This window comes from Methanohalophilus halophilus (assembly GCF_001889405.1).
Taxonomy (GTDB): Archaea; Halobacteriota; Methanosarcinia; order Methanosarcinales; family Methanosarcinaceae; genus Methanohalophilus; species Methanohalophilus halophilus.
The window spans coordinates 1074266-1100289 of record NZ_CP017921.1; the positions used below are offsets into that span (position 1 = coordinate 1074266).

A 26024-nucleotide genomic window follows, 5' to 3' on the forward strand; every position below is an offset into this window, starting at 1 on the left:
GTGTACTGGAATGAATTATCCAAGGGTTGATGAGTATTCTGGAATAGAATCAATAGTACACAATTTTGACCCAAGGGCCAAGATAATTACATTTACAACCCTTATTTTTTCCTTTGTTTTTATTGAAAATATTCCGTTGGCAATATTAGCTATATTCTTTTCCGTTGTTCTGGTCTCAATATCAAAGTTGCCAACAGAATTCGTATATCAACATTTGAAGTATCCCGTTTTATTTCTGTTTTCTATTTTTCTTGTAATGGCTTTTACAATGAAAGGAAACGATATCCTTAATTTGCCTTTCTTAGATTTAACTATAGAGGGGATATATCTGGGATTCCTGATATTTCTCAGAGGTGTTGCAGCTTTATTACTTGCATTTTTGATATTTTCTACAAGCAGGTTTGATGCAATAATCAAAGCTATTTATATGCTGAAAATCCCCAATATTTTTGTCCAGATGATTGCTTTTTCTTATCGGTATATATTTGTAATTATTGATGAATTCCAGAATATGAAAAAGGCACTCTCATCGAAAGGGTTTGTCTTTGGGTTCAATCAATATAGTTTATCTTTAATAGGAAATATGATTGGAGGATTGCTTATAAGGAGCTATGAACGGGGAGATCGAGTTCACAGTTCCATGGTTTCCAAAGGTTATGGCGGTGCTCAACAACTGTTTTTTGAATATAACATGAAGGCAAAGGATTATTTTATGGGCACCTCATTTATTATAATAGCTCTCTTATTCCATATTTATCCGGTGATTCTATGAAAAAAGAAGCAATATGCATATCCAAACTAGAGTATTCATATCCGGATGGGAAAAAAGCATTGAACAATGTTAATATGAAGGTATTTGAAGGTGAAAAAGTTACTATAATGGGACCAAATGGAGCCGGAAAAACCACGCTTTTATTAAATATTAATGGAACAGTGAAAAACCCCTCCTCATCTGTATCGATATTCGGTAAATCTATTTCTTCAATGGATATTTTAGAAAGGATTCAAAATGTGGGTGTGGTATTTGAAGATCCCGATGACCAGCTTTTTATGCCGACTGTTTATGATGATGTAGCTTTTGGCCCCGCAAATATGGGGCTGGATAAGGATCAAGTGGATAAAAGGGTAAAAAATGCTCTCTTAAGGGTAGGAATGGAAGATTTTGAGGAGTATGTCCCCCATCACCTGAGTAGTGGGCAAAAGAAAAAGATAGCATTGGCTGCAGTTCTATCAATGGAACCTAAAATTATAGTCCTTGATGAACCCACAGCAAACCTGGACCCCAGAAGTAAATCAGAATTAATCAATTTACTTGAAAAACTTAATCAAGATAAACAAACAACGATTATTACTGTAACTCATGATGTGAATACAATATCCCGGCTTGCTGAAAGGATATATGTATTGAACCAAACAGTGGTTGCTGAAGGCACTCCTTATGAAATATTCTCTAACAAGGAACTGTTAGCAGCACAAAATCTAGAATCGCCTGATACTCTGCAGTTATTTTATATGTTAGCACACCTTGGTTATAGTTGTAGCCAACATCCATTGTCTGTGAATGAGGCAGCAGAAAACCTTATTTATACAATGCAGCAAAATAATAATTTAATTCAATTGAATATGAATAGTTCTGCTTATGAAAACATAAAAGAGCTGACAAAATTACAGACGGATAATGGTTAATATATTTAACCAATACCCATCTGGTTTCCGATATCATTCAAGATAGATAGCCGGTCTCATTGGTGCTGCAAAGCGGGCTTTCTTTTCGGGATCATACGTCTCTTCTCCTTCCCTGGTGATCTGCACTTCACAACCAATTTCCTTTTCAAAGAAACTTATTGCTTCATTCAATGTTTCTTTTTCGTCCAGGTTGAAACCGCATACCATCTCGAATTTCTCTTCTTTCATGGCCTTTATGTCGTCAACAACTTTCTTTGCAAACTTAGGTACTTCTTTACCATAAGGTCTCATTTCGGGATCCTGCATGAGATTCTTTATGAGAATTCCCGGGTTGAGATTTCCCTGTTGCTGGAGTTCAAGAGCCTGTTTAAAAGCCTCTGATTTCCATTGGGAAGCTGTATAGAGTACAAGTTTTTGCGGCTTTATACCGGTGACTTTTATTATTTCCTCTACATCTGAAAAAGTGTTGCTGATAAGTTCTTCTGCAGATTCTGCATCCCTGTCGATAAGTTGCGGGTCATACTCAGGATATTTTTCCAGGGACACATAACCTTGCGTTTCTTCCATTTCACTCCAGATTTCCTCACATATATGGGGAGTGAAAGGTGCCATCAGGCGCACCCATGTATCAAGTATATCATACTGGAGAGTCTTTCCTCCTCTTCTCTGATACCATTTCACATCATTAAGAAGCAGGAAGAAAGAATTCTGTAGGGCCTGCCGGGTACGTATACTTTTAAGTGCCTCGTTTGTCTCACTGATACGCTGCTGCAGGCGGCTCTGTATCCACCTATCTATCAGTTGTTTTTCCTTGCAGGCCCCAGGGGTACATTTGCTATCGATAGTATCTTTTGCAAAATGGTAGAACCTGTCCACCTGTCTCCTGGCGGACTCGATACCACTGTTCTTCCAGTCAGCATCCTGTGTCTGTTCGGCACTGGACAGGATATACATTCTGGAAATATCCGCACCGTAATCTTTTACTGCTTCACTGAGTGTTAGCAGTGGTCCCTTGGACTTACTCATTTTCTGTCCTTCAAGGGATACGAAACCATTGATTGCAATGGCACGAGGCCAGTTCTCTTCTCCAAATATAGCAACATGATGGAACAGGAAAAACAGGAGGTGGTTGGGTATCAGATCTTTTCCTGAAGACCTGAGATTGACGGGATACCAATAGTTGAAATCCTCTCGAATGTTTTCAATTACAGAGGCATCAATTCCACTTTTTTCTGCTGCATCATGCACACTTCCCTTTCCAAGAAGCACATAATCAAAGAGTTCGGGCACAAGTTGCTCGGTTTTAATATCTTCATTAAGAAACTTTGCAACTATGTAGTAGGACATGTATACCGTGGAATCTCCCAGGGATTCGATCAACCAGTCCTTATCAAAGGGCAGGCGTGTTCCGAGTCCTTTTTTACGGGCACAGGCTTTGTCTTTTAACCAGTCAACTTTATTATTGAACTCCACCCTGAGTTCTTCGGGGATTATGTCCATATTCTCTATGCAGCGATATACTTTGTCCTTCCATTCAGGATTGGAATAATTGAGGAACCACTGGCCCTTAACCATGTTTACTACACATGGGGTTCCACACCGGCAGACCACAGGTTCACTGAATTCATAGAATATCTCGCCGATTTTCTCCTCGATCAAATCCTGTGTAAGAAGGTCTTTTATCTTTGAGACCTTCGTGCCTGCATATTTTCCAGTATTTTCTTTCAGGACTCCTCCGTGGAATTCCCGCCTATAGACCATTTTTGTTGCAGATTCGGCTTTTGGATCATCCTGGTCCTGTACTCCAAATTCCTCTACCGCTTCAACTGCCGGATATTCTCCGTATTCGGGAACATCGATAAGGGGTATGAGCTGGATATTCTGGAGATTTTCTGTAATGCCGTATTCTGAAAGATCTTTATCATAGAGGTCCTGCAGGGCAAGATAATCATAAGGTGCATGGGCGGGCACACTCATTACAACTCCGCTTCCGTTACCTCCCTTGACAAAAGATGCCGGAAGGGTGATTACTTCCGAGTCTGTCAACGGGTTCTTGACCTTTATTCCGATGATGTCCAGGCCATTTATTTTCTCTATGAATTCGACTCTACGATCGGTGTAGGTAAGTTTGTTGTATGCTTCTTCACTTACCACCCAGGTCTCTTCATACTCGTCGGTTTTCACTTTCGCCTTGACATATTCCACATCGGGGTTTATCCAGAGGTTGGTGACTCCGAAAGTGGTTTCCGGACGCAGGGTAGCACAGGGTAATACCATACCACCGTAGGTGAACTTGATCAGGGTATAATCCACGATTGTGGCTTCTTCTCCCCTGAGGATGTCATGATCTTCCACAGGATTATCATCATTGGGGCACCATTTGACAGGATGTGAGCCTTTAACGATCAGTCCTTTTTCGTAAAGCAGATTATATTGCCATTCAATGAATTTTTTATATGTTTCATCGGTGGTGGTGAATTTTCTTCTCCAGTCGATGGAATAACCGATGGATCGCATGGCTTTTTCTGCTTCCACACTGAAATATTCCACGATTTTTTCCGGGGAATCAAGTCCTTCCAGAATATCTTTTGGGATGCCGTGGAAATTGGAGTACACATCCATAGTCTGCGGCTCTCGGTTGGCTATTAGTTCGGCAAGTCCTACAATGGGTGTACCGGTTACGTGGAATCCCATTGGGTAGAGCACATTGTATCCCTGCATCCTCTTGTGCCTTGCAATAACGTCCCCTATAGTGAATGTCCTGGTATGGCCTGCATGTAAATTCCCGTTAAGATAGGGGTAGGGAATTGTTATGAAATATTTATCCCGGCTGTCGGGTTCGGCCTCGAAAACTTTGTCCTGAGACCAGATGTTTTGCCACCTTTTTTCAATGGTGGCAGGGTTGTAGTCCTGTTCCATTATCATTTCCCCTCAGTACAGGACCTTTCTGATAGCTTCCATTGTGGCATCAACTACAATGGGTTTGGGTGCAACAGATATTACTTCTTCCGGATCCTTGAGAAGGTGTCCTGTAGTCACGCAGACCACGGATTCATTTGCACCTATTACTCCGGTCTCTACAAGTTTTTTCAGGCCGGCAACGGAGGTGGCACTTGCAGGTTCGACACCGATTCCTTCAAGTTGTGCCAGATCGATCTGGGCTTCCACTAATTCATCATCAGTAACACTTTCCGCACCACCATTTGATTCGGAAATCGCTATAAGGGCCTTTCTGGCATTAACCGGATTCCCTATCCGGATTGCTGTTGCGATAGTTTCGGGGTTCTTTTCGGGGGTAATATCAGTTTTTCCTTCCCTTACGGCTTTTACTATTGGACAGGAACCTTCAGTCTGTATTCCCATCATCTGTGGGACTTTATCGGTAAGTCCCAGATTCTTGAATTCTTTGAAGCCTTTATGGATTGCAGTAATGTTACCTGCATTACCTACCGGAAGTACCAGTCGGTCAGGCATTTGGAAATCCAGCTGGTCTGCGATCTCAAAACCTATTGTTTTCTGTCCTTCCAGCCTGTAAGGGTTAATGGAGTTTAAGAGGTAGATCTTTTCCTTATCACAGAGTTCTCTTACAAGTTCCAGAGCATCATCGAAATTGCCGCGTATGCTAAGCACTTTTGCGCCGTGCATCAGGGCCTGTGCAACCTTGCCCAGTGCAACTTTCCCTTCCGGTAACAGGACAATGGCAGGAACTGCCGCCTTTGCACCGTAGATGGAAAGGGCTGCTGAAGTATTACCTGTAGATGCACAGGCAATTGTTTCCATCCCTAGTTCCAGTGCTTTGCTGACACCTACGGTCATACCCCTGTCCTTGAAGGAACCGGTAGGATTCATGCCTTCATGTTTGACATACAGTTCCCTGACACCTACCTTTTCGGCTAACCTGTCACATTTATAGAGAGGTGTGCCACCTTCCTGTATCGTTATAGGTTTTCTGTCAACAGGAAGAAGTTTTGCATATTTCCATACAGAAAGTGCAATTCCCTTTAAATCTTCCTTTTTTATATCAATCTGAGAATAATCATAAATTACATCAAGCAAACCGCCGCATTCACAGGTATACAGTACCTCTGTTTTAGGATATTCCTTACCGCATTCGATGCATTTTAAATAGTACATTGGAGTTCTCCTGATAGTTTTAAAGCTTTAATAGGGTGAATCTTATAACCTAATCAATTCCAATATAAATAAAGTACTCGGAAATGGCGCCTGACCCGTTCTATTATGTAATTGTTATTAAATCTGTTGAAAGACCACCGTTATCTTTATTGTAGGGAAGCCACCTCCATCCACCATGTATTGGAAGACTGTTCAGGGTACTCTTTTTATTGATGACCTGAATGCTTTTTTGCAAAACCTGATTGCCCTTTCGGATGAGTATGATGTCACCATACAGGCAATGGATGCAGGTAAAATAGCAGGTATCTCCCATATCGAACTTGCTATAAAAAAAGCCGGAAGAGCATTTGAATCCGGCAATAACGTTGCCAGGGATATTGGGGTTGAAATACTCCGGTATGCTTCCGGAAAGAGGCAGATAGTTGAAGCTTTTTCCATAGGGATAAAGGAAGGGGACATTTCTGTTGTTTTTCTTGTCCTGGGTGAAAAAGATAAAGTAGATGCTGTCTTACCCGAACTGGATTCAATGGTATGCAAGAGTGATGTGGCTGATTATTCAGGTGAAAAGGAAGATGCAATAAGGTCTCATTTTGACATCAGCACTGAAGAAACAGATGCCATAGATGTATCACGGATACCCGACATCGTGCTGGAGCGAGTGGCACTGGTGGACATCCTGAAATAAGCCCATTGGTAAACTTATTAATAAGTACATACAGATTATTCGTCTATATAACTATCAAATGAGAGGATTACTAATGCCACACCCCAAGACTGCAGAGAATATTATGAAAAACGCCGGTCCGATAGAAAGTGCTTTACTCCCCAAACTGATTCATGTCACAGAAGCTGCTGCTATTGCTGCTGCCCATCAGATAGGTAAGGGTGACAAAAATTATGCCGATCAGGTATCTGTGGAAGCAATGCGCAGGATGCTCAATTGCCTGGATATCAGGGGCATCATCAAGATTGGTGAAGGTGAAAGGGATGAGGCACCAATGCTCTATATTGGTGAAGAAGTTGGTACAGGTAAAGGCGACCTTGAGGTAAATATTGCAGTTGATCCGCTGGAAGGTACCAACCTCTGTGCAGACGGTGTACCGGGTTCAATCTCAGTTATGGCCATGTCCGAACCCAACGGCTTGTTCCATGGTCCAGATGTCTATATGGATAAAATCGTGGTAGGTCCGGAAGTCGTAAAGTATGAACGAGAACACCCCGGAGAGGAAATTGATCTGGATGCTCCGGCAATTGACAATCTTGAGATAGTGGCCCGTGCTTTAAACCGCAGTGTAGAGGAACTTGTGGTTGTGATTCTGGACCGTGAGCGCCATAAGGATAAAATCGAGGAAATCCGGAAAACCGGTGCCAGGGTAAATCTGGTTTCCGATGGTGACCTTATGCCCGGCGTATCAACGGCTATACGCGGCTCAGGTATTCATGTGGTAATGGGTTCGGGTGGCTCGGGTGAAGCTGTACTTACAGCTTCTGCAATGAAGATCCTGGGTGGTAAGGTTCTTGCACGCCTGGTTTTACCTTCAGTTGCCAATCACAAACCCGATGATGTAATTGCGCGGGAGGTAGAGGAAAAGATGCCCCGGCTTAAAAAGATGGGCATAACTGAAGACAACATGCATGATGTTCTTGACACTGAAAAACTTGTACCCGGCAAAGATGTAATCTTTGCTGCAACCGGTGTGACCTCCGGGCATTTCCTCAAAGGCACCAACCTTTTTGGTTATGGGGACGCAAGGGTACACAGTATATCAATGGGTAGTTCAGGTATTGTCAAGTTCTCAGATTCGGTTTATATACATGATAAGGAAAATACGCCTCTCAGGCTATAATATGGAGTTTTTGTCCTGTTAAATATACATATTGCAACCTTTGGCTGTACTGCCAACCAGTCCTCTTCTGAGATCCTTGAGGCTAAAGCGGTGGACCTGGGCCACAGGCTTGTATCTGAAAGAGAAGCTGACGTGATCATATGCAACACCTGTACAGTCAAGGATACTACAGAGCAGAAGATATTGCACAAGATTAAGGAATGGGGCCTTCAGGGCAGGGAAGTAATTGTTACAGGTTGCATGCCTCAGGTTCAACTGGACGAAATATTAGAAAATAATCCAGAGGTTCACGTCCTGGGCATGAATTCCCTTCTTAAGCTTGGTGTAATACTCAACCGGGTTCATGAAAGGCTGAAGGGATTCACATTGAGGCCCATAAGTGTCTTTGAAGATTCCCCTGGAGGTTTACTCAATGTTCCCCGCAAGAGGTCCAGCCCGAATATCCATATCTGTCAGATATCACAGGGTTGCAATAACCGTTGTTCCTATTGTATTGTCACACTTGCCAGGGGTCCACTTTACTCCTTTGACGCCGATTCGATTGTTACAGACATCGAGCAGGCTGTTTATGAAGGGTGCAGTGAGATATGGCTGACATCCCAGGATAATGCACAGTATGGTTTGGATAAAGGAATTCGTTTGCCTGCCCTTTTAAAAAGGATTACTGCAATTCCCGGGGATTTCAGGCTACGTGTGGGTATGATGAATCCTGCTTCTACACTTGAAATTCTGGATGAGTTGTTACAGGCTTATTCCAGTGAAAAGATCTACAAAGTTTTACACCTTCCCATCCAGTCAGCTTCGGACAAAGTTCTTGGGAGGATGAAACGCAAACATACAATGGAACAGGCAAATATTATAGTCGAAAAGTTCAGGGATACATTTCCCGAAAGCACCCTTTTCACAGATATTATTGTGGGTTTTCCCGGGGAGAATGAAGAGGATTTCGAACTTACGCTGGACTGGATTCGAACCTATCGCCCTGATAAGGTAAATATTTCACGTTACACACCCAGACCGCACACTGAAGCACTGCAATTCAGAAACATTGATACACGTATCGTTGTGGAGCGTTCGGGCAAACTCCATCGGCTCTGTAATCAAATCAAGCTCGGAAAAAAGGAAGATATGGTAGGAAGGGAAGTTGACGTATTCATCTCACAACAGGCAAAGGTAAAAGGATTGATGTCCCGTACTGATTCTTATAAACCTGTTGTGATCCCTAAAGCAGGTAAATTTAGTCCCGGTCAGCGTTGCAGGGTGAAGATAGAGGAAGCAACCCCCGGTTACTTTATCGGCCACCCGGTTTAAGATTATCATCTTCACCTTTTTGCATTCTGTTGACAATTTCTCGGTCATAGGATTTCACGATATCACTGCGGGTTATTATTCCGATCAGGGTTATTCCATCATTTCTGGAAACAACAGGTAATCTGCCCACATCATGTGCTGCCAGTCTTTTGAGTACGATGTCAAGGGATTCATCAGGATAAGCAGTAGCAACACCTTTAGTCATTATTTGAGTGACCGGTTTTTCCAGTTCTCCTTGCTCTACCTTATCGCGCATATCATGGAGGGTAACAATTCCTGCAAGTTTTCCCTGATTGTCAAGTACAGGGAAACCTGCATGTTTGCTTTTCTGCATTAGATTAAGAAGATCGGCAGTTGTATCTTTTACGTTAAGGACTAACACATCTCCTACCATATTATCCCTGACAGTCAGCGATTCCATCAAATTGATCTCGGTGCCGGCTCTGATTATGTGTCCTCTTCTCCTGAGCAATTCTGTATATATCGACTCTTCATGAAGGTGAGTTGATATTACATTGCTGATCACACAGGCCAACATCAGGGGCAGGATAAGGCTGTAATCACGGGTAAGTTCAAAAAGGATAAGCATGGCAGTAAGAGGTGCACGTACCACTCCCGCAAAAACTGCCCCCATCCCGACAAGGGCATATGCTCCTGCAGGTGCTGTAGATAAAGGAAAAATATAATTCACCAGATTCCCAAAACTCCCTCCCAACATGGAACCCACAAAAAGGGATGGAACGATTGCTCCTCCTGAACCCCCTGAACCAACAGTGAAAGCAAATGCCACTATTTTCAGAACGAGCAATATCAACAACATTTGCATGGCAAGTTCGTTGTTGAGGGATTGCTTGATAACATCGTAACCGATTCCGAATATCTGGGGATAGAAATAACCAATACATCCGACTACAAGTCCACCAAGACCCGGTTTAAGGTAGGGTTTGATCGGGATTTTTTCAAAGGAATCCTGGGTGAGATACGTATACTTTATGAATATCGAAGATACAATTCCTGCAAGTACACCCATAATTATGTAGAATGTTGGCTCGTAAAACGGATTTTCCATCCCGTAATAGGAAACCTGTATGGGCTGGATGCCAAAAATGATGTCAGTTACAAGGGTAGAGAACACTGAAGAAAGAACTACCGGTATAAGTGTCCTGGCCTGCAATTCTCCGAGAATTACCTCCACTACAAAAACCACACCGGCAAGAGGGGCATGAAATGCTGCTGCAATTCCTCCAGATGCCCCACAGGCAATTAATATCCTGAAACGGTGGTCCGGACTTTTCAGCCGGTTGGCTACAGTGGCTCCTACTCCGGTTCCCGCGAGTATGCCGGGAGCTTCTTTGCCTACTGATCCTCCTGTACAGATTGAGATCATTGAAAGAAATACTTCATAAAAAGCAAATTTACTCTGTATCTTCCCGCCTTGAAGAGCTGTTGCCTCCACAACCTCTGCCACTCCACAACGACTTTTTTTCATAAATTTATGGGATATCAGGCCAACACATAATCCTCCGGCAGCGGGAAGGAAGATAATATATGTAGGGAGGCTGTTATCCGGGGAACTAAAAAAAAAGTTTGTAAAGTAAAAGGTAACCTGATCATAGGCCACAAAAGCCAGGCCTGTCATAATTCCTATTATTATGGCAAGGAAATTAGAAATGAACCCTTCGGTGTAATACCGATCCTGTAACTCGCTTTTGAAGTTATTCAAAAAAGGTCGCCTTCATAAATAAAAATGTAATGAGGAAAAGAGTCCTCATTTATGTTTTCTTCATCATTTCGAGTAAGTCACACACCTTTTCAATAGTATCGTCCAGCGTCTTGGTACCGGTCTCATCTTCGCTGAATGGCTTCTTGACAATGCCGCCGAAATGTCCGCCATCTCCCACAACAACCATTCCATGAATATGCATCCAGTCCTGGATTACCTGAATTGTCTTTTCCTGTCCTCCATTTCTGGAGCCACCAATAGCAATACCTGCACCAATCTTATTGCTGAGCTTGAAGTTATCTCTCCTGAGAAGGACGCTTCTGTCAAAAAGGGCTTTCAGCTGGGCAGTGGGACTTCCGAAATAGACCGGGGAGGCTACAATAATTGCATCGGCCTCATCCAGTTTTGGATAAATTTTTTCCATATCATCTTCGATGGGGCATTCATCGCTTTCCCTGCAATTGCCGCATGCAATACAGGGTTTGACTTCCATCTCTGAGAGGAATACCTTATCAGTGGTAAATCCTCTTTTTTCAGCCATTGCGAGGACCCTGTTTATCATCTGTTCACTGTTCCCATTTCTTTTAGGACTGCCTGATATGCCCAGAATTTTCATAAGATCACCTGTCTGCCCGTATAGGTTTATGTTAATATTAGCTTTTGGGTGACTTTGGTATAAATTTATTAATCATAGGCCCTTCTCCTTATTATAAAGAGGGATCCGGGAATAATCATGTTATCCAGTCTTTTTAATCCTAATTCAGTGGCTGTGATCGGGGCATCAAGGAAAAAGGGTAAAGTGGGAAATGCTGTCCTTTCCAACCTGGTAAAGGATTTCAGAGGTAATATCTACCCTGTCAATCCCGGCGAGGAAATGATTGAGGGCCTTAAATGCTATACTTCCGTCCTTGATGTGGCCGATGACGTGGACCTTGCTGTTGTAGTCGTGCCTGCAAAAGTGGTGCCTCCTACGCTGGAAGAATGCGGCAGGTCAGGGGTGAAATACGTGGTTGTAATCTCTGCGGGTTTCAAGGAGGCAGGTGTTGAGGGAGCAAAAATTGAGCGCAGTGCTCTGGAAATATGCAAAAAATACGATATGCATATGGTTGGTCCCAACTGTCTGGGAATCATGGATCCGGTTGCAGGTCTGAATGCTTCTTTTGCCGCATCGATGGCATATGAGGGCAATATTGCAATGATGTCACAATCCGGTGCCATATGTACTTCCACCCTTGATTGGGCAGAAGCCAACGGGATAGGTTTTTCCAAATTCGTAAGCCTTGGGAATAAGGCTGATCTGGGGGAAAACCAATTTCTGGCCGAATTCCGGGATGATCCGTCTACTTCGGTTATTGCGGCCTATCTGGAAGGTATCAAAAATGGGTCACAATTCATTGAAATTGCCAGGGATGTTTCCAGAGAAAAACCCGTGATTTTGGTCAAATCAGGCCGTACAGCTGCCGGCTCCCGGGCAGTATCATCCCATACCGGTACTCTTGCCGGCTCAGACCAGGCCTATAATGCCGCTTTTGATAAAGCCGGTGTGGTGCGTGCAGATACTTTGGAAGACATGCTGGATTACATAAGGGCATTTTCAACCCAGCCAATCCCTGCAGGCAGGCGAATTGCCATACTCACAAACGCAGGTGGCCTGGGTATTCTTACGGCAGACGCATGTTATTATGAAGGTCTGGAGCTGGCTTCACTCTCTACTGAAACAATTGAAGGGTTACGTGAGTTCCTGCCGGATGCTGCCAGTTTTTACAATCCTGTGGATGTACTAGGGGATGCAAGTGCAAAACTCTACGGGGATGCCCTTGAAATTGTGTTAAATGATCTAAATGTGGATGGTGTTATCCTGTTGACTTCTCCCCAGGCTATGACTGATGTGGGAAGCATCGCAAGGATCGTAATTCAAAAGATGGAAAACTCTGAAAAACCGGTACTTTGCAGTTTTGTAGGGGGGACAAGGGTCATGGAAGGCAATTCCATCCTTGTAGCAGGAGGAGTGCCCAATTACACCTTTCCCGAAAGAGCAGTAGCCAGTATGGGTGCCCTGTGTGATTACGGAAAAAGGCGAAATATGACTTACCCTTTACCCAAACCGGTTCATTCAGACAGGGAAACAGCATCAGCACTGCTCGATGAAGCAGCATCAAAGGATAAAAAAATTCTGGGGCTTGAATCATTTGATCTTTTGAAAGCCTATGGTATTCCAGTTGTGGATATCGGGAAGGCTTCCACGGTGGAAGAAGCGGTGGAGGAATGTGAAAGGATTGGCTATCCTGTAGTTATGAAAGTCCTGTCTCCTGACATTTCACATAAGACCGATGTTGGAGGTATCCGGCTTTCACTGATGAATAAAGATGATGTCAGGCGTGCATATCATACAATGATGTCGGATGTACGCCGCTACATGCCTTCTGCACGAATTACAGGTGTGCAATTGCAGAGAATGATTGAAAATGGCCGGGAAGTGATAATAGGTATGAACAGGGATGTCCAGTTCGGCCCCCTTCTTATGTTTGGTCTGGGTGGGACATATGTAGAAATCCTTAAAGATGTGTCTTTCAGGCTCGCCCCACTCAATGAAAAGGATACTCATTCAATGATTTCTTCCATCCGTTCCTATCCTTTACTTACGGGTGTGAGGGGAGAAAAAGCATATGATGTGGATGCTGTGGCGGATGTCCTCATGCGTGTTTCCAGACTTGTGGAAGATTTCCCGCAGGTTCTTGAGTTTGAGATAAATCCGCTGATGGTCCTTCCGGAAGGTGAAGGTTGTTTTGCTATGGATATGCGTCTTACATTGAAAGAATCAAATTGATAACAGGGAGGGTTTGTATGGCTTCAATACTTGTAAGTTCTTCTGAAAATTATTCTGGTAAAAGTTCGATATGCAGTGGCCTTGGCTTGATACTTAAAGAACGTGGGAATAGTGTGGGCTACATGAAACCGGTGGGCAACCTGCTGGTGGATGTTGATGGTGTTCTCTCAGATGAAGATGCAGAACAAATGCGAGATCTGCTGGCTCTTGAAACCCCACGCAGTTGCATCACTCCGATTATGCTTACCGAGAATCTTACCAATGATGCTTTGCTGGGAGTGGAAAAACATCTGGATGAAACCCTGAAACAGGCTTATTCGGAAGTTTCCAGAGATAAAGATATGGTGATTATAGAGGGGGAAGGAGGTATCGGCAGTGGTGCCATGTACAATTTGTCAGATCCCCAGGTAGCTTCCATACTGGACAGTAAGATCCTGCTGATTACCCGTTTTGATTCGGTTAGTGCAGTGGACCGGATTCTCTGTGATATTGAATTGATAGATGACAGGAATATGCTTTCAGGTGTCATTCTCAACGAAGTGGAAGAAGACAAACTTGGAATGGTAAGGGATATGGTCGTACCCTTCCTTGAAAAGAAGGGGATAAAGGTATTTGGTGTAATTCCCCGGGATCACACCCTTGGATCGGTTTCTATAGAAGAAATTGTGGAAGATTTAAGAGGAGATGTCCTGACGGGTGGACAGGAAATGGACAAACTTGTTGAACATTATCTTGTGGGTGCTATGGAGGTTAATTCAGCGATCAAGTATTTCCGGCGCACACCAAACAGTGTAGTAGTGACAGGTGGGGACCGCGCGGATATACAGATGGCGGCTATAGAGGCCGGGGCAAGGGCACTGATCCTGACGGGCAATCTCCGGCCCAGCGAAGCTGTACTTGGAAGTGCTGATGAAGCAGGCGTGGTTGTTGTACTTGTAAGGGGCGACACCCTTTCCACGATAGAAAGAATGGAAAACTTAATCGGGCATGCCCGGATACAGCAGAAGGCCAAAATTGAAACAATCTCCAGACTGATTAAAGAGAATGTGGATGTTGACTCTATACTGGATTCAGCAGGTTTATGAGAACATATATAATATGGATATGTATATAGGGGCTTGGCTGAAGTAGCCTATGTTAATGGAAAGGTTGACTGGTGATGGATACCGTGCAGGACAAGGATTATTTCACTATTGATGATTTTGATGTGGACGACAAAACAGTGCTGGTGCGAGTCGATATCAATACCCCGATGGACCCCGAGGGCAGTATTCTGGATGACCTGAGGATAAGCAGCCACATTCCCACAATACAGGATCTTGAAGATTCACGGGTAGTATTGCTTGCCCATCAAAGCAGGGCGGGAAAAAGTGATTTCACAACTATGCAGCCACATGCAGAAAGGTTAAGTCACTATCTGGGCAGGGAAGTGGAATATGTAGATGATATTTTCGGCTCCCATGCCCGTTCAAGGATTGCAGCAATGGAAAAAGGGGATGTGCTCTTGCTTGAAAATGTACGTTTCTATTCCGAGGAAACCATTTCAAGATCTGCCAAAGAGCATGCAAACACGCATATGGTGAAAAATCTGGCCCCGTTTGCGGACATCTTTTTGAATGATGCTTTTGCGGTATCCCATCGTTCTCATCTTTCTTTAATGGGTTTTACACATCTCCTTCCGTGTGGTGCAGGCCGTTTAATGGAAAAAGAGATTACTTCTCTGGACAGGGGAATAAAGGGAGGGGGCAGACCCTGTATTTTCGTACTGGGTGGTGCCAAAGTTGACGATTCCCTTACGGTTGCTGAAAATGTACTTTCAAATGGTGGTGCTGACCGCGTACTTGTGACAGGTGTTGTTGCAAATGTAATGCTGGCTGCATCAGGTTTTGATATCGGGAAAGCAAATAAGGATTTCATTGAATCCCAGGGCTACCTTGAACAGATCGACAGGGCAAAAAAAATTCTTGATGATTTTGACGGAAAGGTGGGTTTACCTGTTGATGTAGCATTGAATGATAACGGCAGCAGGATTGAAGTATCGGTCGAAGAAGTTGGGGGTTCAATACTTCCAATCAATGACATAGGAATTGAAACGATTGTTGCTTATTCCCGGGAAATCAGTCAGGCAGGCACTGTGATTCTCAATGGGCCTGCCGGGGTTTCCGAATTTGATGGATTTGAACTGGGGACCTATGAAATAGTAAAAGCTGCCACAGAAGCCGATTACTCCATTGCAGGAGGCGGCCATATTTCTGCCGAGGTGAGGAATATGGGTTTCGATCACAGTTTTTCCCATATAAGTACAGGGGGCGGCTCATGCATCGACTATCTTGCAGGTACTCCCCTGCCAGCAATCGAAGCCCTTAAAAAAGCTGCTGTCCTAATTTCAAAACACGATTGATTGGAGGTAATATTATGCTTGGCCTGGATGAAGGCAAAATGGCAGTAAATCTTGCCCGGAATACAATTACTGAATTCCTCGAGAGCGGTACTAAGCTGGAGCCGGATTCTGAGTCCCTCACTCCGGTCTTTGAAGAAGAGCGCGGAGTTTTCGTAACCCTTTCCATGGAAGGAGATTTGAGAGGCTGCATTGGTCATCCCTATCCGGATTCATCCCTGAAGGATGCAATTGTTGATTCTGCCATCTCAGCATCAACAAGGGATCCGCGTTTTCCTCCTGTAAATCTACAGGAGATGTCTGTAATAGCGGTTGAAGTTACCGTCCTGACCCCGCCGGAAATGATTGATGCGGCTCCTGAAGATTTGCCCGGTCTAATAGAGATAGGCAGGCATGGGCTTATAATCAAACATGGTTTCTATCAGGGTTTACTCCTGCCACAGGTGGCCCCTGAGCAGGGATTTAATGCTGTGGATTTTTTGAATCACACCTGCATAAAAGCCGGACTTGCACCGGATGCATGGCTCACAGGCGCCGAAGTGTACTGGTTTGAAGGACAGGTCTTTTCCGAAGAATCTCCCCGGGGGCAAGTCGTGGAAAAGCAGTTCTAAACTGCTTATCTTTTCATATTTTCAAGTTCTGTAAGCAGTTTATCGGTTGAATACATAAGTTTAATTAGGGTTTTTTCTATCATCAGGTTGACCGTACCTTCGATTCCAAGTGTGCGGAAATCAGTCCTCAGCCCCATTACCGGGATGTTTTTAGCATAAGCATAGCCGATTTCCCAGGCTGTACCGGAATCCACATCACTGCCTCCATCCAGTATAGCAATTACAAGATCGGCTCTGTCTATGGCTTCTGAATTTTTCCGGAACAATTCTGCAGCATTCTGTTCTTTGCGCATACTTTTCGTATCTGTTGAATCCCTCTGTGGCAGGAATACGTCATATCCTGCAATTTCGATTCTCTTTGTGAGTTGTTCATTGAAATTCTTCTCAGCCTCGGAAAAAAGAGGGCCTGCCAGGTATATTTTTTTGCAATTCATTGTGTCCCTTGCCTGCCTGTATGGTAATAACTTTAATTAGTGGTAAAACATAACACTAAGGCATGAAAGATAAGGTTAATGCAGGCATAATCGGTGCCTCCGGCTATACCGGGGGAGAATTGATGCGCCTTCTTCTCAATCATCCTCATGTAAATCTTGAAATGGCGACTTCAAGAAAACTTGCCGGACAAAACGTATCCAAAAAACATGCCCATCTGGCCGGCATGACAAGTCTTGAATTTGAAGAACTTGATCCGGTTGCTGTAAGGCAGAGGTGTGACGTGGTATTTCTGGCGGTGCCTCATGGCAGTGCGATGGACATTGTACCTCAACTTATTGACAGTGGCCTTATTGTTGTGGATTTGAGTGCGGATTATCGTCTGGATGTGGACCAATTTGAAAAGGTCTATGGTATTAAACACCGTGATCCCCGCAAGGCAGTATTTGGGTTGGTGGAACTGCATCCCGAGGTAAAAGGGAAAACCTTTGTTGCCAATCCGGGTTGTTATCCCACAGGAGCCACCCTTGCGGCTGCTCCTGTTGTGAAAGCAGGGCTTGCAGACATTACGGTTTTTGATTCCAAATCCGGCATAACAGGCGCAGGTGTGAATCCAAGCCAGGCATCCCATTACCCCAATATGGCGGAAAATATCCAGCCCTACAAGCTCACAACCCATCGCCACCAGGCGGAGATATGGCAGGAATTGAATGCCCTTGGAAACATTGATAGTGTTAATTTCACTCCCCATGTAATCCCTGCTATACGCGGGATACTGACTACAGCTCATATCTTTCTTAAGGAAGAGTGCTCAAAAGAAGATATCCGGCAACTATACGATTCTTTTTACTCCGACTGTCCCTTTGTAAGATTGGTCGATGATATACCTGCGCTGGGTAATGTACGCGGTTCCAATTTCTGTGATATTGGTTTTGAGATTGACGCAAACAGTAACAGGCTTGTCGTAATCTCGGCAATTGACAATCTCGTAAAAGGAGCTTCAGGACAGGCTATACAGAATATGAATCTCATGTGTGGTTTCAGGGAAACCGATGGTCTATGGAACGCGGGCCTTGCGCCCTGATTTATTTGGAGGTGGATTTATGCTTGTAAAGGAAATTATGAACAGTGATGTGATTTATTGCAGTCCCGAAGACAAAGTGAGTGATGCTGCCAGGTCGTTGAAGGATAATGACATAAGTGGTATGCCTGTAGTGGACAACGGCAAGATTGTAGGTATACTCTCAGAGGTTGATTTGCTGGCTCTGCTGGAAACTCCCGAACATGGTGATTTCTGGCTCCCCAGTCCCTTTGAGGTAATAGAAATTCCTATCCGGGAATATATCAGCTGGGAAGATACCAAAAAAATGCTTTCGGATGTAGGTTCAATGCCGGTTAGCAAAATAATGCGCACCGGGGTATTCACTATCTCTCCTGAAGATTCAATAGAGGATGCTTCCCACCTGATGTCCAGACACAAGATAAACCGCCTGCCTGTGGTTGAAAATAATAAAATTGCAGGCATAATTACCAGGGGAGATATTATAAGGGGTATAGGCAGTCTGTGAGGTTTACGGTTATGAGATCAATTGATGGTGGTATATGTGCGGTACGTGGGGTCCATGCTGCCGGTTTGAAGGATGATTACATGGGCCTTGCGCTGATTGAAGGTGCAGGTCCTTCAGCAGGCGTTTTTACGCGCAATAAGGTTGTAGCGGCTCCAGTAGTGCTTACCAGGGACAATCTTGAAAACCATAAATATGTTGCAGGCACAATTGTAAACAGCGGGAATGCCAATGCCTTTACCGGTGAAAAGGGAATGGCCGATGCCCGTGAGATGGCAAAGGCTGCTGCCAGCAAACTGGGAGTTCACGAATCCCACATCGCAGTTGCATCCACAGGTGTGATTGGTCGCTTTCTTGATGTAGGTTGGGTAAAAGATCATCTGGATGAGGTTTACGGGGCACTTTCTGCAGATCCTCAGGAATGCCGCAATGCTACGAAAGCCATTATGACCACTGACCTGATGGAAAAGGAAGTTTCTGTAGAACTGGAGTGTGGTGTACGTATCGGAGGCATTGCAAAAGGTTCCGGTATGATCGAACCCAATATGGGAACAATGCTTGCTTTTATCTATACTGATGCTATTCTTTCAGCCGATACACTGAAAGCATGTCTTGTAAAAGCCAACGATTCCAGTTTCAACATGATGGTAGTCGATGGTGATACCAGTACCAATGACATGGCTTTGCTAACCGCAACAGGTGCTTCTTCAATAGCTCCTGATGTAGCAAATTTCCAGAGAGGACTTGATTATGTCCTTGTGGAACTTGCAAAGAAAATCGCCCGCGACGGGGAGGGTGCTACCAAACTTATCGAAGTACAGGTAAACGGTGCCTCTGACCTGGCCGATGCACGCAAGGTTGCCAAAACCATTGTACGGTCCCCTCTTGTAAAATCTGCGATATACGGGCATGATCCCAACTGGGGCAGGGTTATTGCCGCAGCTGGATATTCAGGTGCCTCTCTTGACCAGGATAAAATTTCCCTGGAATTTTCGGATGGGAAAAATGCAGTTACTCTGGTGGATCACGGTCAGGTTGCGGATACTTCTGCCAACAGAAAACTAAAATCCATAATGGAAAGTGATACAGTCATAATTTCAGTGGATCTTTCACTTGGTGGAGCTTTTGCGGTTGCCTGGGGTTGTGATCTTACATATGATTATGTACGTATTAATGCGGAATATACTACGTGATATTGTTTCAGGGGAATTTTAATGGACATATCTGAGTGGGATAAAAGATACATTGAAGCTTATGAGTCGGTTGCACGAAATATTTCCTGTGTAAACGGAATATTTGTTGCCTATAACAGTAATGTGGACGCCATCAAGCATATTGGTCCTGGTGATGTGGAAAACCTGCTGAGGAAGGTGGATGTGGAAACTGTTCAGCAGCGAATATTTTCCTATCCCCGACAGATAGATTCTCCTGTAGATTTCCTTGCACGACTCCTTATTGCGATGAAGGATGGTAAAGCTGCGGAAATTCCCACCTATTCAACTGATATCCATGAATGGTTGACCGATAATCTTGTTTTTGATGAAGCCAGGATGGGGGGACAGGCCGGGATAATATCCAACCTGCTTGCCAACATGGACCTGAATAAAGTAATTGCTTATATCCCCTGGCTTTCCCCTGAGCAGGCGGATTACTTTGTATCCTCTCCGAATCTTTTACATCCTTTTGTCAGGGAGGGCAGGATGGAATTGCTTCCTCCTGCAGAGGCCAGTAATTCCGATTATAAAGCCAAGGTCAACTGGATTATCGAATTCAATAAAGGACTCTCTGTAAAATATGCCGAGGACAGGATAATAGTTCCTCGCAATAATCGCCTGATCATTTCATCACGTCCCCCCTGGATTCGTATCGATATGTCCGATGAGGTCTATGAGCATCTCCCCGAGATGGGCAAAACCGTCGATGGGGCTATTCTCTCAGGTTATCAGATGATAAAAGAAGCATATGAAGATGGCAAGACTTACAGGGATTATGTAGAACGTGCGGTAGGGGCAATAGGCCAGTTAAAAAAAGCCAATCCTGATATTTGCATACATGTGGAATTCACTTCCATACAGAATAAATTCATTCGCTCGGCAATTCTGAATGATATTGTGCACAATCATGTCCACTCACTGGGTCTTGATACTGTGGAAGTTGCCAATGCACTGAATGTTTTAGGTTATGAAGAACTTGCATATTCGGTAATCAAAAAGGAAGAAGATGCTATAGTAGCCCTCTATGAAGGAGCTGTCCGGCTGCTTCATGAGCTCAAGTTGCAGAGGATACATGTACACTCATTGGGCTTTTATATCTGTGTTGTTTCCAAAGATTGTCCTATTGATGTTGAACAACATCTTGATTCCCTGCTTTTTGCATCCACTACAGCCGCTTCCAGGGCTCTCCAGGGCGGGATAAAAGGTTTTGAGGACATAAAAGCAGGTCTTGATGTGCCTATATCCACACAGGGGATGGATCAAATTGACAAACTGGGTGCCTATCTTGTAAGGCAGGGAAAATGTAATCTGGAAGATTTTGAAAAAGGTTGTATCTGCACCCGTAATCATGATGTATTGATCATTCCGGCCAGGGTGGTGGATCATCCTGTTGATACAGTAGGCATAGGAGATACGATTTCAGCAAGTGCCTTTGCGGCTGTGCTGGCAGGTATGTGCAGTCCGCGGGAGAATTGAATGAATATCCTTTGCGGTTACAACGCTAATATCGATGCAGTTTACAGGATAACCGGCAGGGAGGTGGAATCCATCCTTGGTGAGGTGGATAAAAATGAACTGCTGATGAAGATTGAACATCAGCCGCATATCATCAATTCCCTCGAAGATTTCCTTGCCGGTCTTATATATTGTATGGAGTATGGCAGGGGTGCAGAATGGTTCATTTATTCCCGGGATGTCCTTGATTTTCTCAAGAAACGTTTTTTTGAAAGGGCAGAGATCAGGATTGGGGGAAATATGGGTATAATGGCCAATGTCCTCTCTGGACTCAATGTGGATGTGATTGTACCAAATGTTGTTTACCTTTCCGGGACACAGGAGGCTCTTTTTTCAAAAAAGGGAATGGTGCTCCCTCCAAAATTCGAAAGCCAAAGTGGCGAGGAGGAGCCGGTACATTTTGTTTTTGATTTCCGTCAGGGGGATAGTTTCGATTTATACGGTCGCAGGATAACTGTATCCCGGGAAAACAGGTTCATTGCGACATTTGATGAATTCAACCCCCAAATGACGATTTCTTCCTTCTTCAAGCAATATGCAACCGCACATATTGGGGAAATGGATGGTGCAGTTGTATCCGGTTTTCATATGCTCCAACCCTTCTATCCGGATGGTTCTTCCTTCGAGGAAAAGTTATCCCCTGTCCTTGCACAGATTGATGAATGGAATTCGATGGCTGGTTTTTTCACCCATGCTGAGTTGGGTCATTTTGCAACAACGGATATCGCCAAACATGTTTTCCTTAAACTTGCAGGGAGGGTTGATTCTATGGGTTTGAATGAAGATGAACTTGCAACCCTGGCGCAAAAGATGGGTTTTGGGATTGAAGGCATACATGAAATGGATATTTCTGCGATGTTTCAAGCGGCCCACGATTGCATTAAAAGTTGTTTGGCCAGAGCCCTTGTTGTCCATACCAGGGATTTTGTTTTTTGCCTCTCTGCTTCAGATCACATGGATGAACAGAAAATAGATGCTATTGATTTTGGTTTGAAGTGTGCGGCATACTTTGCTTCTTCAGGCTCATTGCCGGACAGGTCTGAACTGGAGGAAAGGTGCAGCCAATTCAGGCGCAGCGAATATGGTAGGCTGCAGGTCAAGAGAATAGAATCTATTACTGGAGCCAAGCAGTACGGTTTTGGGATATATGGCAGTTTCAATGAGTATTATTTTTGTGCGATTCCCACACTTGTGGTCAATGAGCCGGTAGTGACGGTTGGATTGGGAGATACATTTACTGCGTCTTCTTTCCTGCGCTTGCTTGAATTACGCAATAAATCCTAAATTTATAATTTATCCATTCCGTGTTACTATTTTAATTAATTTTATCGGATTCGAGTTAATCTTAATATAGTCTCAAGTACACTTGCCATAAGTTAAAATAATCAGGATTCTATTTGTGACTCAGGAGTATTTTTCTTATGATTGGTATCTCTTCATTTGCTTATCACGACTTATCTCTTGGTGAAGCTTTACAAAATATTGAAAATGTTGTCAATTGTGCAGAAGTCTTTTCCGAAGGAAAACATGACCTCTTCAGGCAGAATGAAATAGCCTTTTCCTATGACCTTGAATATACGGTTCATGCTCCCAGTACAGACCTCAATCTTGCAAGTATTCGTGAGCCTATAAGGAATGCAGCTCTTCAACTTGTGGAAGACATGGCAGATATTTGCAATGAAATTGATGCTGAAGTCATGGTTGTCCATCCCGGTTATTTCCCCTTTGCTTACGATAGGGATTTTGCACTTGCTGCATTCCAAAAATCATTACCTGTGCTGGAAAGGATCGGTGAAGATGCCGGTGTACGGATATGTGTGGAAAATATGCCCAAATGGGAATGTTTCCTGTTCAGGAAACCGGATTTTGAGATAGGAACAAATGATTTTGTACTGGACATTGGTCATGCCAACACAATGGGTAATCTGGAGGCTTTTCTTGAACGTGAGATTTCCCATTTTCATATTCATGATAACTATGGGGATAACGATGAACATTTGCCCCTTGGTGAAGGCAACATTGATTTTTCGGCCATACAGGGTTTACTCCGCCAAAGCAATTCCATTAAGATAATTGAAAATAAATCAGCTGAAGATGCTCTTCAGAGTCTTTCTGCTCTGAAAAATATGGGTATCAAATGAACAAATCCAGTTAAATTTATATATTTACAATTCACTTGACTTGTATATGAGTTCTATGGGATGCAGGATATTTCATGCACTTGGCAGTGAAACCCGGATAAAAATACTGGAACTCTTAAGCAGCAAAGAAATGCATATATCTGAAATTGCCCGGAAGCTGGATATTTCAGTACCGGTAGTTTCCAAACATGTAAAGGTGCTTGAAGAATCCGAACTCCTTGAGAGGCACATTTTCGGTAAATCCCATGTATTAAAACCCAACAGGAGAAATATTCATCTGGCCGTTGATTCGTTTGCTCCCATCAGGCATGTGGAAGTCGAGAAAGGTGCTTCCCTTATGGAAGCCCTGCGCAACGTGGCAGATATTGATGTCAGGAAAAAGGGAGATAGGGAGATGATTGTTTCTACTGATGGGGAGGAAGGTCTTTTTGTTTATGAGATTGATGGTAAATTCGGGGATAAAAACGTGAATGATTGCTTGCTGAAAGATGATACAATAGTGGACTGGAAAAAGCTGGAACCGGTCACAAGGATTCGGCTCGATATTCACATCAAGGAATGAAGGTGCCCAACGAATACTTTCAATCCACTTTCTTGTCTCTTATATAGGCGATGAACTTAGTTACATGTAATGAGTATTCCTTCAGACGGCTATCATTTCACTTTGCATGAGAGGATGCAATACCTTTCCTCGGGTACAAAGTATGACAGCTGTAACCAGAGTGCAGTATGCCATGCTTTCGGGCCTGACGGGCGCTGTATACAATTATACAAGACATTGCTGACCAACTACTGTGCCGGAGAGTGTACCTATTGTCCGAATCGCTGCCATAGGGATGTGCGCAGGGTTTCCCTGTCCCCGGAAGAGATTGTGAAGATTACCTGGGATTTTTACAGGAAAAATGCTATTGAAGGCCTGTTCCTTTCCTCCGGTGTTATCGGGGATCCTGAAACAACAACTGAAAAACAACTTCATGTGGCCCGGCTCTTGAGAAGTCAGGGATTTAATGGTTATATACACCTTCGGCTCATGCCCGGTACACCTTTGCATTTGCTTCAGGAGGTAGCCGGGGTTGCAAACAAATTCGGGGTAAATGCAGAAACAACTGGTTCAGTAAATTATTCGGAAATCTGTCCCAATTTCGATTACAAGAATGATGTCCTTCAGCGTTTGAACTGGACCTGCAAATTGATCAAGAAACAGAGGAAACTGCACAGATATGATCGTAAGATCATAGGTGCCAACGATACCCAGTTTGTGGTGGGTGCCCTTGACGAACCCGACAGGGATATTGTGAATACTGTGCATGATTTCATGGAAAAATACCAGTTGCGCAGACCCTATTTTATGAGTTTTGACCCGGTACCTGATACGCCGCTTGAAAATGGTTCAACATCTCCTAAATGGAGAGAACAGAGGCTCTATCAGGTATCCTATCTTTTGAAAGATTATGGCCTGGATTCCGGGCATATTGATCAAATCTATAATGACGATGGTTTCCTTTTGAATGATGATCCAAAACTCGAACTTGCCCGGATCAACCCGGAAATGTTTCCTGTAGAAATAAACAGTGCCGATTACTCTACCCTCCTCAGGGTGCCGGGTATAGGGCCCATAAGTGCTTCCCGTATTCTACGATCCAGGCCAATTCGCGGGGAGGATGAACTTGCACGTATGGGTATTGTTATAGGCCGTGCACGTCCCTTTATCAAAATTGGTGGTTCCGGGCAGGCTAACCTTACACAGTTTGCAGGGGAATGCACATGATAATTCTTTTTAAGGCAACTGTAACAGGTGTCTTACTGGCCTGTCTGGAACTGAGGCAACGGCCTGAAGCAGATCTGGTTTTTGCCTGTGATCCCAAAGAAGGGGAGGCTAAATTGAAAATGTCCAATCCGGTATCTGAAGTAATTCGGGTTGGATTCAATAAGAAAATTGATAAGCAACAGTTGATCAAAAGAATTTTTCCCGATGGATGGCACAGAATAACCAACTTTGATTCCTCTCCATTGAATTATATTGACTTGGTTCTCAGGCACAGGAAATGCAATCCTGCAGAGCTTGTAAGACTATTACGTGGGTGTGAAGGGGAGGTAGATGGTCTTTATTGTGGTAAAGAAAGACTTTGCAAGCGATATTACAGGTATATGCGTGAGGTTAAAAACAATTATCACAGACTTTGCATGTTTGTGCGGCCAGTTTGCGGAGAAACAGTCCTTTATGTACATGTAACTCCTCCAAACCGTATTTCTGATATGCTTTGCAGGTGGCTTGCAGTACGCAATCCAGATAGGGCGGTAATTGTTGTTGATGGAAAGTTTGCTTATGTATGCAATGGTGAAATCCTGAAGATGCAGCACTTCCTGAAAACATCTGTGGATTCAATACAACATTTGATTCCTTCTGAAGATTCTGCTAATCTGGAAGAATTGTGGGATACTTATTACAAAAGCCAGATGATAGATAACAGGCGCAATCACTCACTTTCAAAAAAATTACAGCCACGCGCGGATTCGGGTTATAGTCCAATGTCTAAAAAAGATCGGTATTTTGTAGAACGGGGTATTCCCACATCTACATTACTTGATTTTGTGAATGAAAAGCAAGGTGGCCAATAAT

23 protein-coding genes are annotated in these 26024 nt (G+C 43.8%); 18 read left to right on the forward strand and 5 right to left on the reverse strand.

What is annotated here, in order from left to right; translation table 11 throughout:
- The first annotated feature begins 10 nt into the window (after positions 1 to 10).
- Together cbiQ and BHR79_RS05480 are read left to right on the forward strand one after the other, a co-directional pair.
- Entirely contained in the window at positions 11 to 772 is a 762-nt protein-coding gene (gene cbiQ / locus BHR79_RS05475; RefSeq protein ID WP_072561420.1) for a cobalt ECF transporter T component CbiQ, read from the forward strand.
- On the forward strand, positions 769 to 1686 hold the full coding sequence (locus BHR79_RS05480; protein WP_072561421.1) for an energy-coupling factor ABC transporter ATP-binding protein: 918 nt from the start codon (positions 769 to 771) through the stop codon (positions 1684 to 1686). Before cbiQ ends, BHR79_RS05480 begins: the two co-directional genes overlap by 4 nt.
- A gap of 33 nt (positions 1687 to 1719) precedes the next feature.
- On the opposite strand, the gene leuS is transcribed toward BHR79_RS05480, so the two are convergent.
- Complete coding sequence (gene leuS / locus BHR79_RS05485) at positions 1720 to 4605, reverse strand: leucine--tRNA ligase (protein WP_072562307.1); 2886 nt, start codon at positions 4603 to 4605, stop codon at positions 1720 to 1722.
- Between the two features lie 12 nt (positions 4606 to 4617).
- Positions 4618 to 5820: a threonine synthase gene (gene thrC, locus BHR79_RS05490; protein WP_072561422.1), complete on the reverse strand. Its 1203-nt coding sequence runs from the start codon at positions 5818 to 5820 to the stop codon at positions 4618 to 4620.
- A gap of 175 nt (positions 5821 to 5995) precedes the next feature.
- On the opposite strand from thrC, the gene cgi121 reads away from it, so the two are divergent.
- The 3 genes from cgi121 (at position 5996) to BHR79_RS05505 (ending at position 8978) form a co-directional block, all read left to right on the forward strand.
- A complete protein-coding gene (gene cgi121, locus BHR79_RS05495) occupies positions 5996 to 6505 on the forward strand; it encodes a KEOPS complex subunit Cgi121 (protein ID WP_072561423.1) in 510 nt (169 codons plus the stop codon).
- 73 nt (positions 6506 to 6578) lie between these two features.
- Complete coding sequence (gene glpX, locus BHR79_RS05500) at positions 6579 to 7667, forward strand: class II fructose-bisphosphatase (protein ID WP_072561424.1); 1089 nt, start codon at positions 6579 to 6581, stop codon at positions 7665 to 7667.
- 30 nt (positions 7668 to 7697) lie between these two features.
- Positions 7698 to 8978 carry a tRNA (N(6)-L-threonylcarbamoyladenosine(37)-C(2))-methylthiotransferase gene (locus BHR79_RS05505; RefSeq protein WP_234970478.1) on the forward strand — a complete coding sequence of 427 codons (1281 nt, stop codon included), beginning with the start codon at positions 7698 to 7700 and terminating at the stop codon, positions 8976 to 8978.
- On the opposite strand, the gene BHR79_RS05510 is transcribed toward BHR79_RS05505, so the two are convergent.
- Together BHR79_RS05510 and BHR79_RS05515 are read right to left on the reverse strand one after the other, a co-directional pair.
- A complete protein-coding gene (locus BHR79_RS05510) occupies positions 8959 to 10701 on the reverse strand; it encodes a chloride channel protein (RefSeq protein WP_072561426.1) in 1743 nt (580 codons plus the stop codon). The two genes, BHR79_RS05505 and BHR79_RS05510, sit on opposite strands and share 20 nt — an antisense overlap.
- Positions 10702 to 10750: 49 nt before the next feature.
- Positions 10751 to 11317, reverse strand: a complete 567-nt coding sequence (locus BHR79_RS05515) for a flavodoxin family protein (protein ID WP_072561427.1) — start codon at positions 11315 to 11317, stop codon at positions 10751 to 10753.
- Positions 11318 to 11434: 117 nt separating this feature from the next.
- On the opposite strand from BHR79_RS05515, the gene acs reads away from it, so the two are divergent.
- The 4 genes from acs (at position 11435) to BHR79_RS05535 (ending at position 16537) form a co-directional block, all read left to right on the forward strand.
- Positions 11435 to 13528 (forward strand): acetate--CoA ligase alpha subunit, encoded by a 2094-nt coding sequence (gene acs, locus BHR79_RS05520; protein ID WP_072561428.1) that lies wholly within the window; start codon positions 11435 to 11437, stop codon positions 13526 to 13528.
- 17 nt (positions 13529 to 13545) lie between these two features.
- Positions 13546 to 14613 (forward strand): phosphotransacetylase family protein, encoded by a 1068-nt coding sequence (locus BHR79_RS05525; RefSeq protein WP_072561429.1) that lies wholly within the window; start codon positions 13546 to 13548, stop codon positions 14611 to 14613.
- Between the two features lie 71 nt (positions 14614 to 14684).
- Entirely contained in the window at positions 14685 to 15929 is a 1245-nt protein-coding gene (locus BHR79_RS05530) for a phosphoglycerate kinase (protein ID WP_072561430.1), read from the forward strand.
- A gap of 14 nt (positions 15930 to 15943) precedes the next feature.
- Positions 15944 to 16537: a TIGR00296 family protein gene (locus BHR79_RS05535; protein WP_072561431.1), complete on the forward strand. Its 594-nt coding sequence runs from the start codon at positions 15944 to 15946 to the stop codon at positions 16535 to 16537.
- 5 nt (positions 16538 to 16542) lie between these two features.
- Here BHR79_RS05535 and BHR79_RS05540 read toward each other — a convergent pair whose 3' ends face one another.
- Positions 16543 to 16971: a nucleoside 2-deoxyribosyltransferase gene (locus BHR79_RS05540; protein WP_072561432.1), complete on the reverse strand. Its 429-nt coding sequence runs from the start codon at positions 16969 to 16971 to the stop codon at positions 16543 to 16545.
- A gap of 62 nt (positions 16972 to 17033) precedes the next feature.
- Between BHR79_RS05540 and argC the strand changes: the two genes are divergently transcribed.
- From argC to BHR79_RS05585, 9 genes are all read left to right on the forward strand, one after another.
- The gene (argC, locus tag BHR79_RS05545) at positions 17034 to 18053 is read left to right on the forward strand and encodes an N-acetyl-gamma-glutamyl-phosphate reductase (RefSeq protein ID WP_072561433.1); all 1020 of its coding nucleotides are present in this window, start codon (positions 17034 to 17036) and stop codon (positions 18051 to 18053) included.
- Positions 18054 to 18072: 19 nt separating this feature from the next.
- Positions 18073 to 18537, forward strand: a complete 465-nt coding sequence (locus tag BHR79_RS05550) for a CBS domain-containing protein (protein WP_072561434.1) — start codon at positions 18073 to 18075, stop codon at positions 18535 to 18537.
- An 11-nt stretch (positions 18538 to 18548) separates the two neighbouring features.
- Positions 18549 to 19727, forward strand: a complete 1179-nt coding sequence (gene argJ, locus BHR79_RS05555; protein ID WP_072561435.1) for a bifunctional ornithine acetyltransferase/N-acetylglutamate synthase — start codon at positions 18549 to 18551, stop codon at positions 19725 to 19727.
- Between the two features lie 21 nt (positions 19728 to 19748).
- Positions 19749 to 21224, forward strand: coding sequence for an ADP-specific phosphofructokinase (gene pfkC, locus BHR79_RS05560; protein ID WP_072561436.1), 1476 nt, complete (start codon positions 19749 to 19751; stop codon positions 21222 to 21224).
- A complete protein-coding gene (locus BHR79_RS05565; protein WP_072561437.1) occupies positions 21225 to 22547 on the forward strand; it encodes an ADP-dependent glucokinase/phosphofructokinase in 1323 nt (440 codons plus the stop codon). It begins immediately after the preceding gene.
- Positions 22548 to 22684: 137 nt separating this feature from the next.
- The gene (locus BHR79_RS05570) at positions 22685 to 23404 is read left to right on the forward strand and encodes a sugar phosphate isomerase/epimerase family protein (RefSeq protein ID WP_072561438.1); all 720 of its coding nucleotides are present in this window, start codon (positions 22685 to 22687) and stop codon (positions 23402 to 23404) included.
- Between the two features lie 46 nt (positions 23405 to 23450).
- Complete coding sequence (locus BHR79_RS05575) at positions 23451 to 23966, forward strand: ArsR/SmtB family transcription factor (protein ID WP_072561439.1); 516 nt, start codon at positions 23451 to 23453, stop codon at positions 23964 to 23966.
- Positions 23967 to 24035: 69 nt separating this feature from the next.
- A complete protein-coding gene (locus tag BHR79_RS05580) occupies positions 24036 to 25172 on the forward strand; it encodes a radical SAM protein (RefSeq protein WP_072561440.1) in 1137 nt (378 codons plus the stop codon).
- Positions 25169 to 26023 (forward strand): DUF4130 domain-containing protein, encoded by an 855-nt coding sequence (locus BHR79_RS05585; protein ID WP_072561441.1) that lies wholly within the window; start codon positions 25169 to 25171, stop codon positions 26021 to 26023. Before BHR79_RS05580 ends, BHR79_RS05585 begins: the two co-directional genes overlap by 4 nt.
- Position 26024 lies beyond the last annotated feature (1 nt).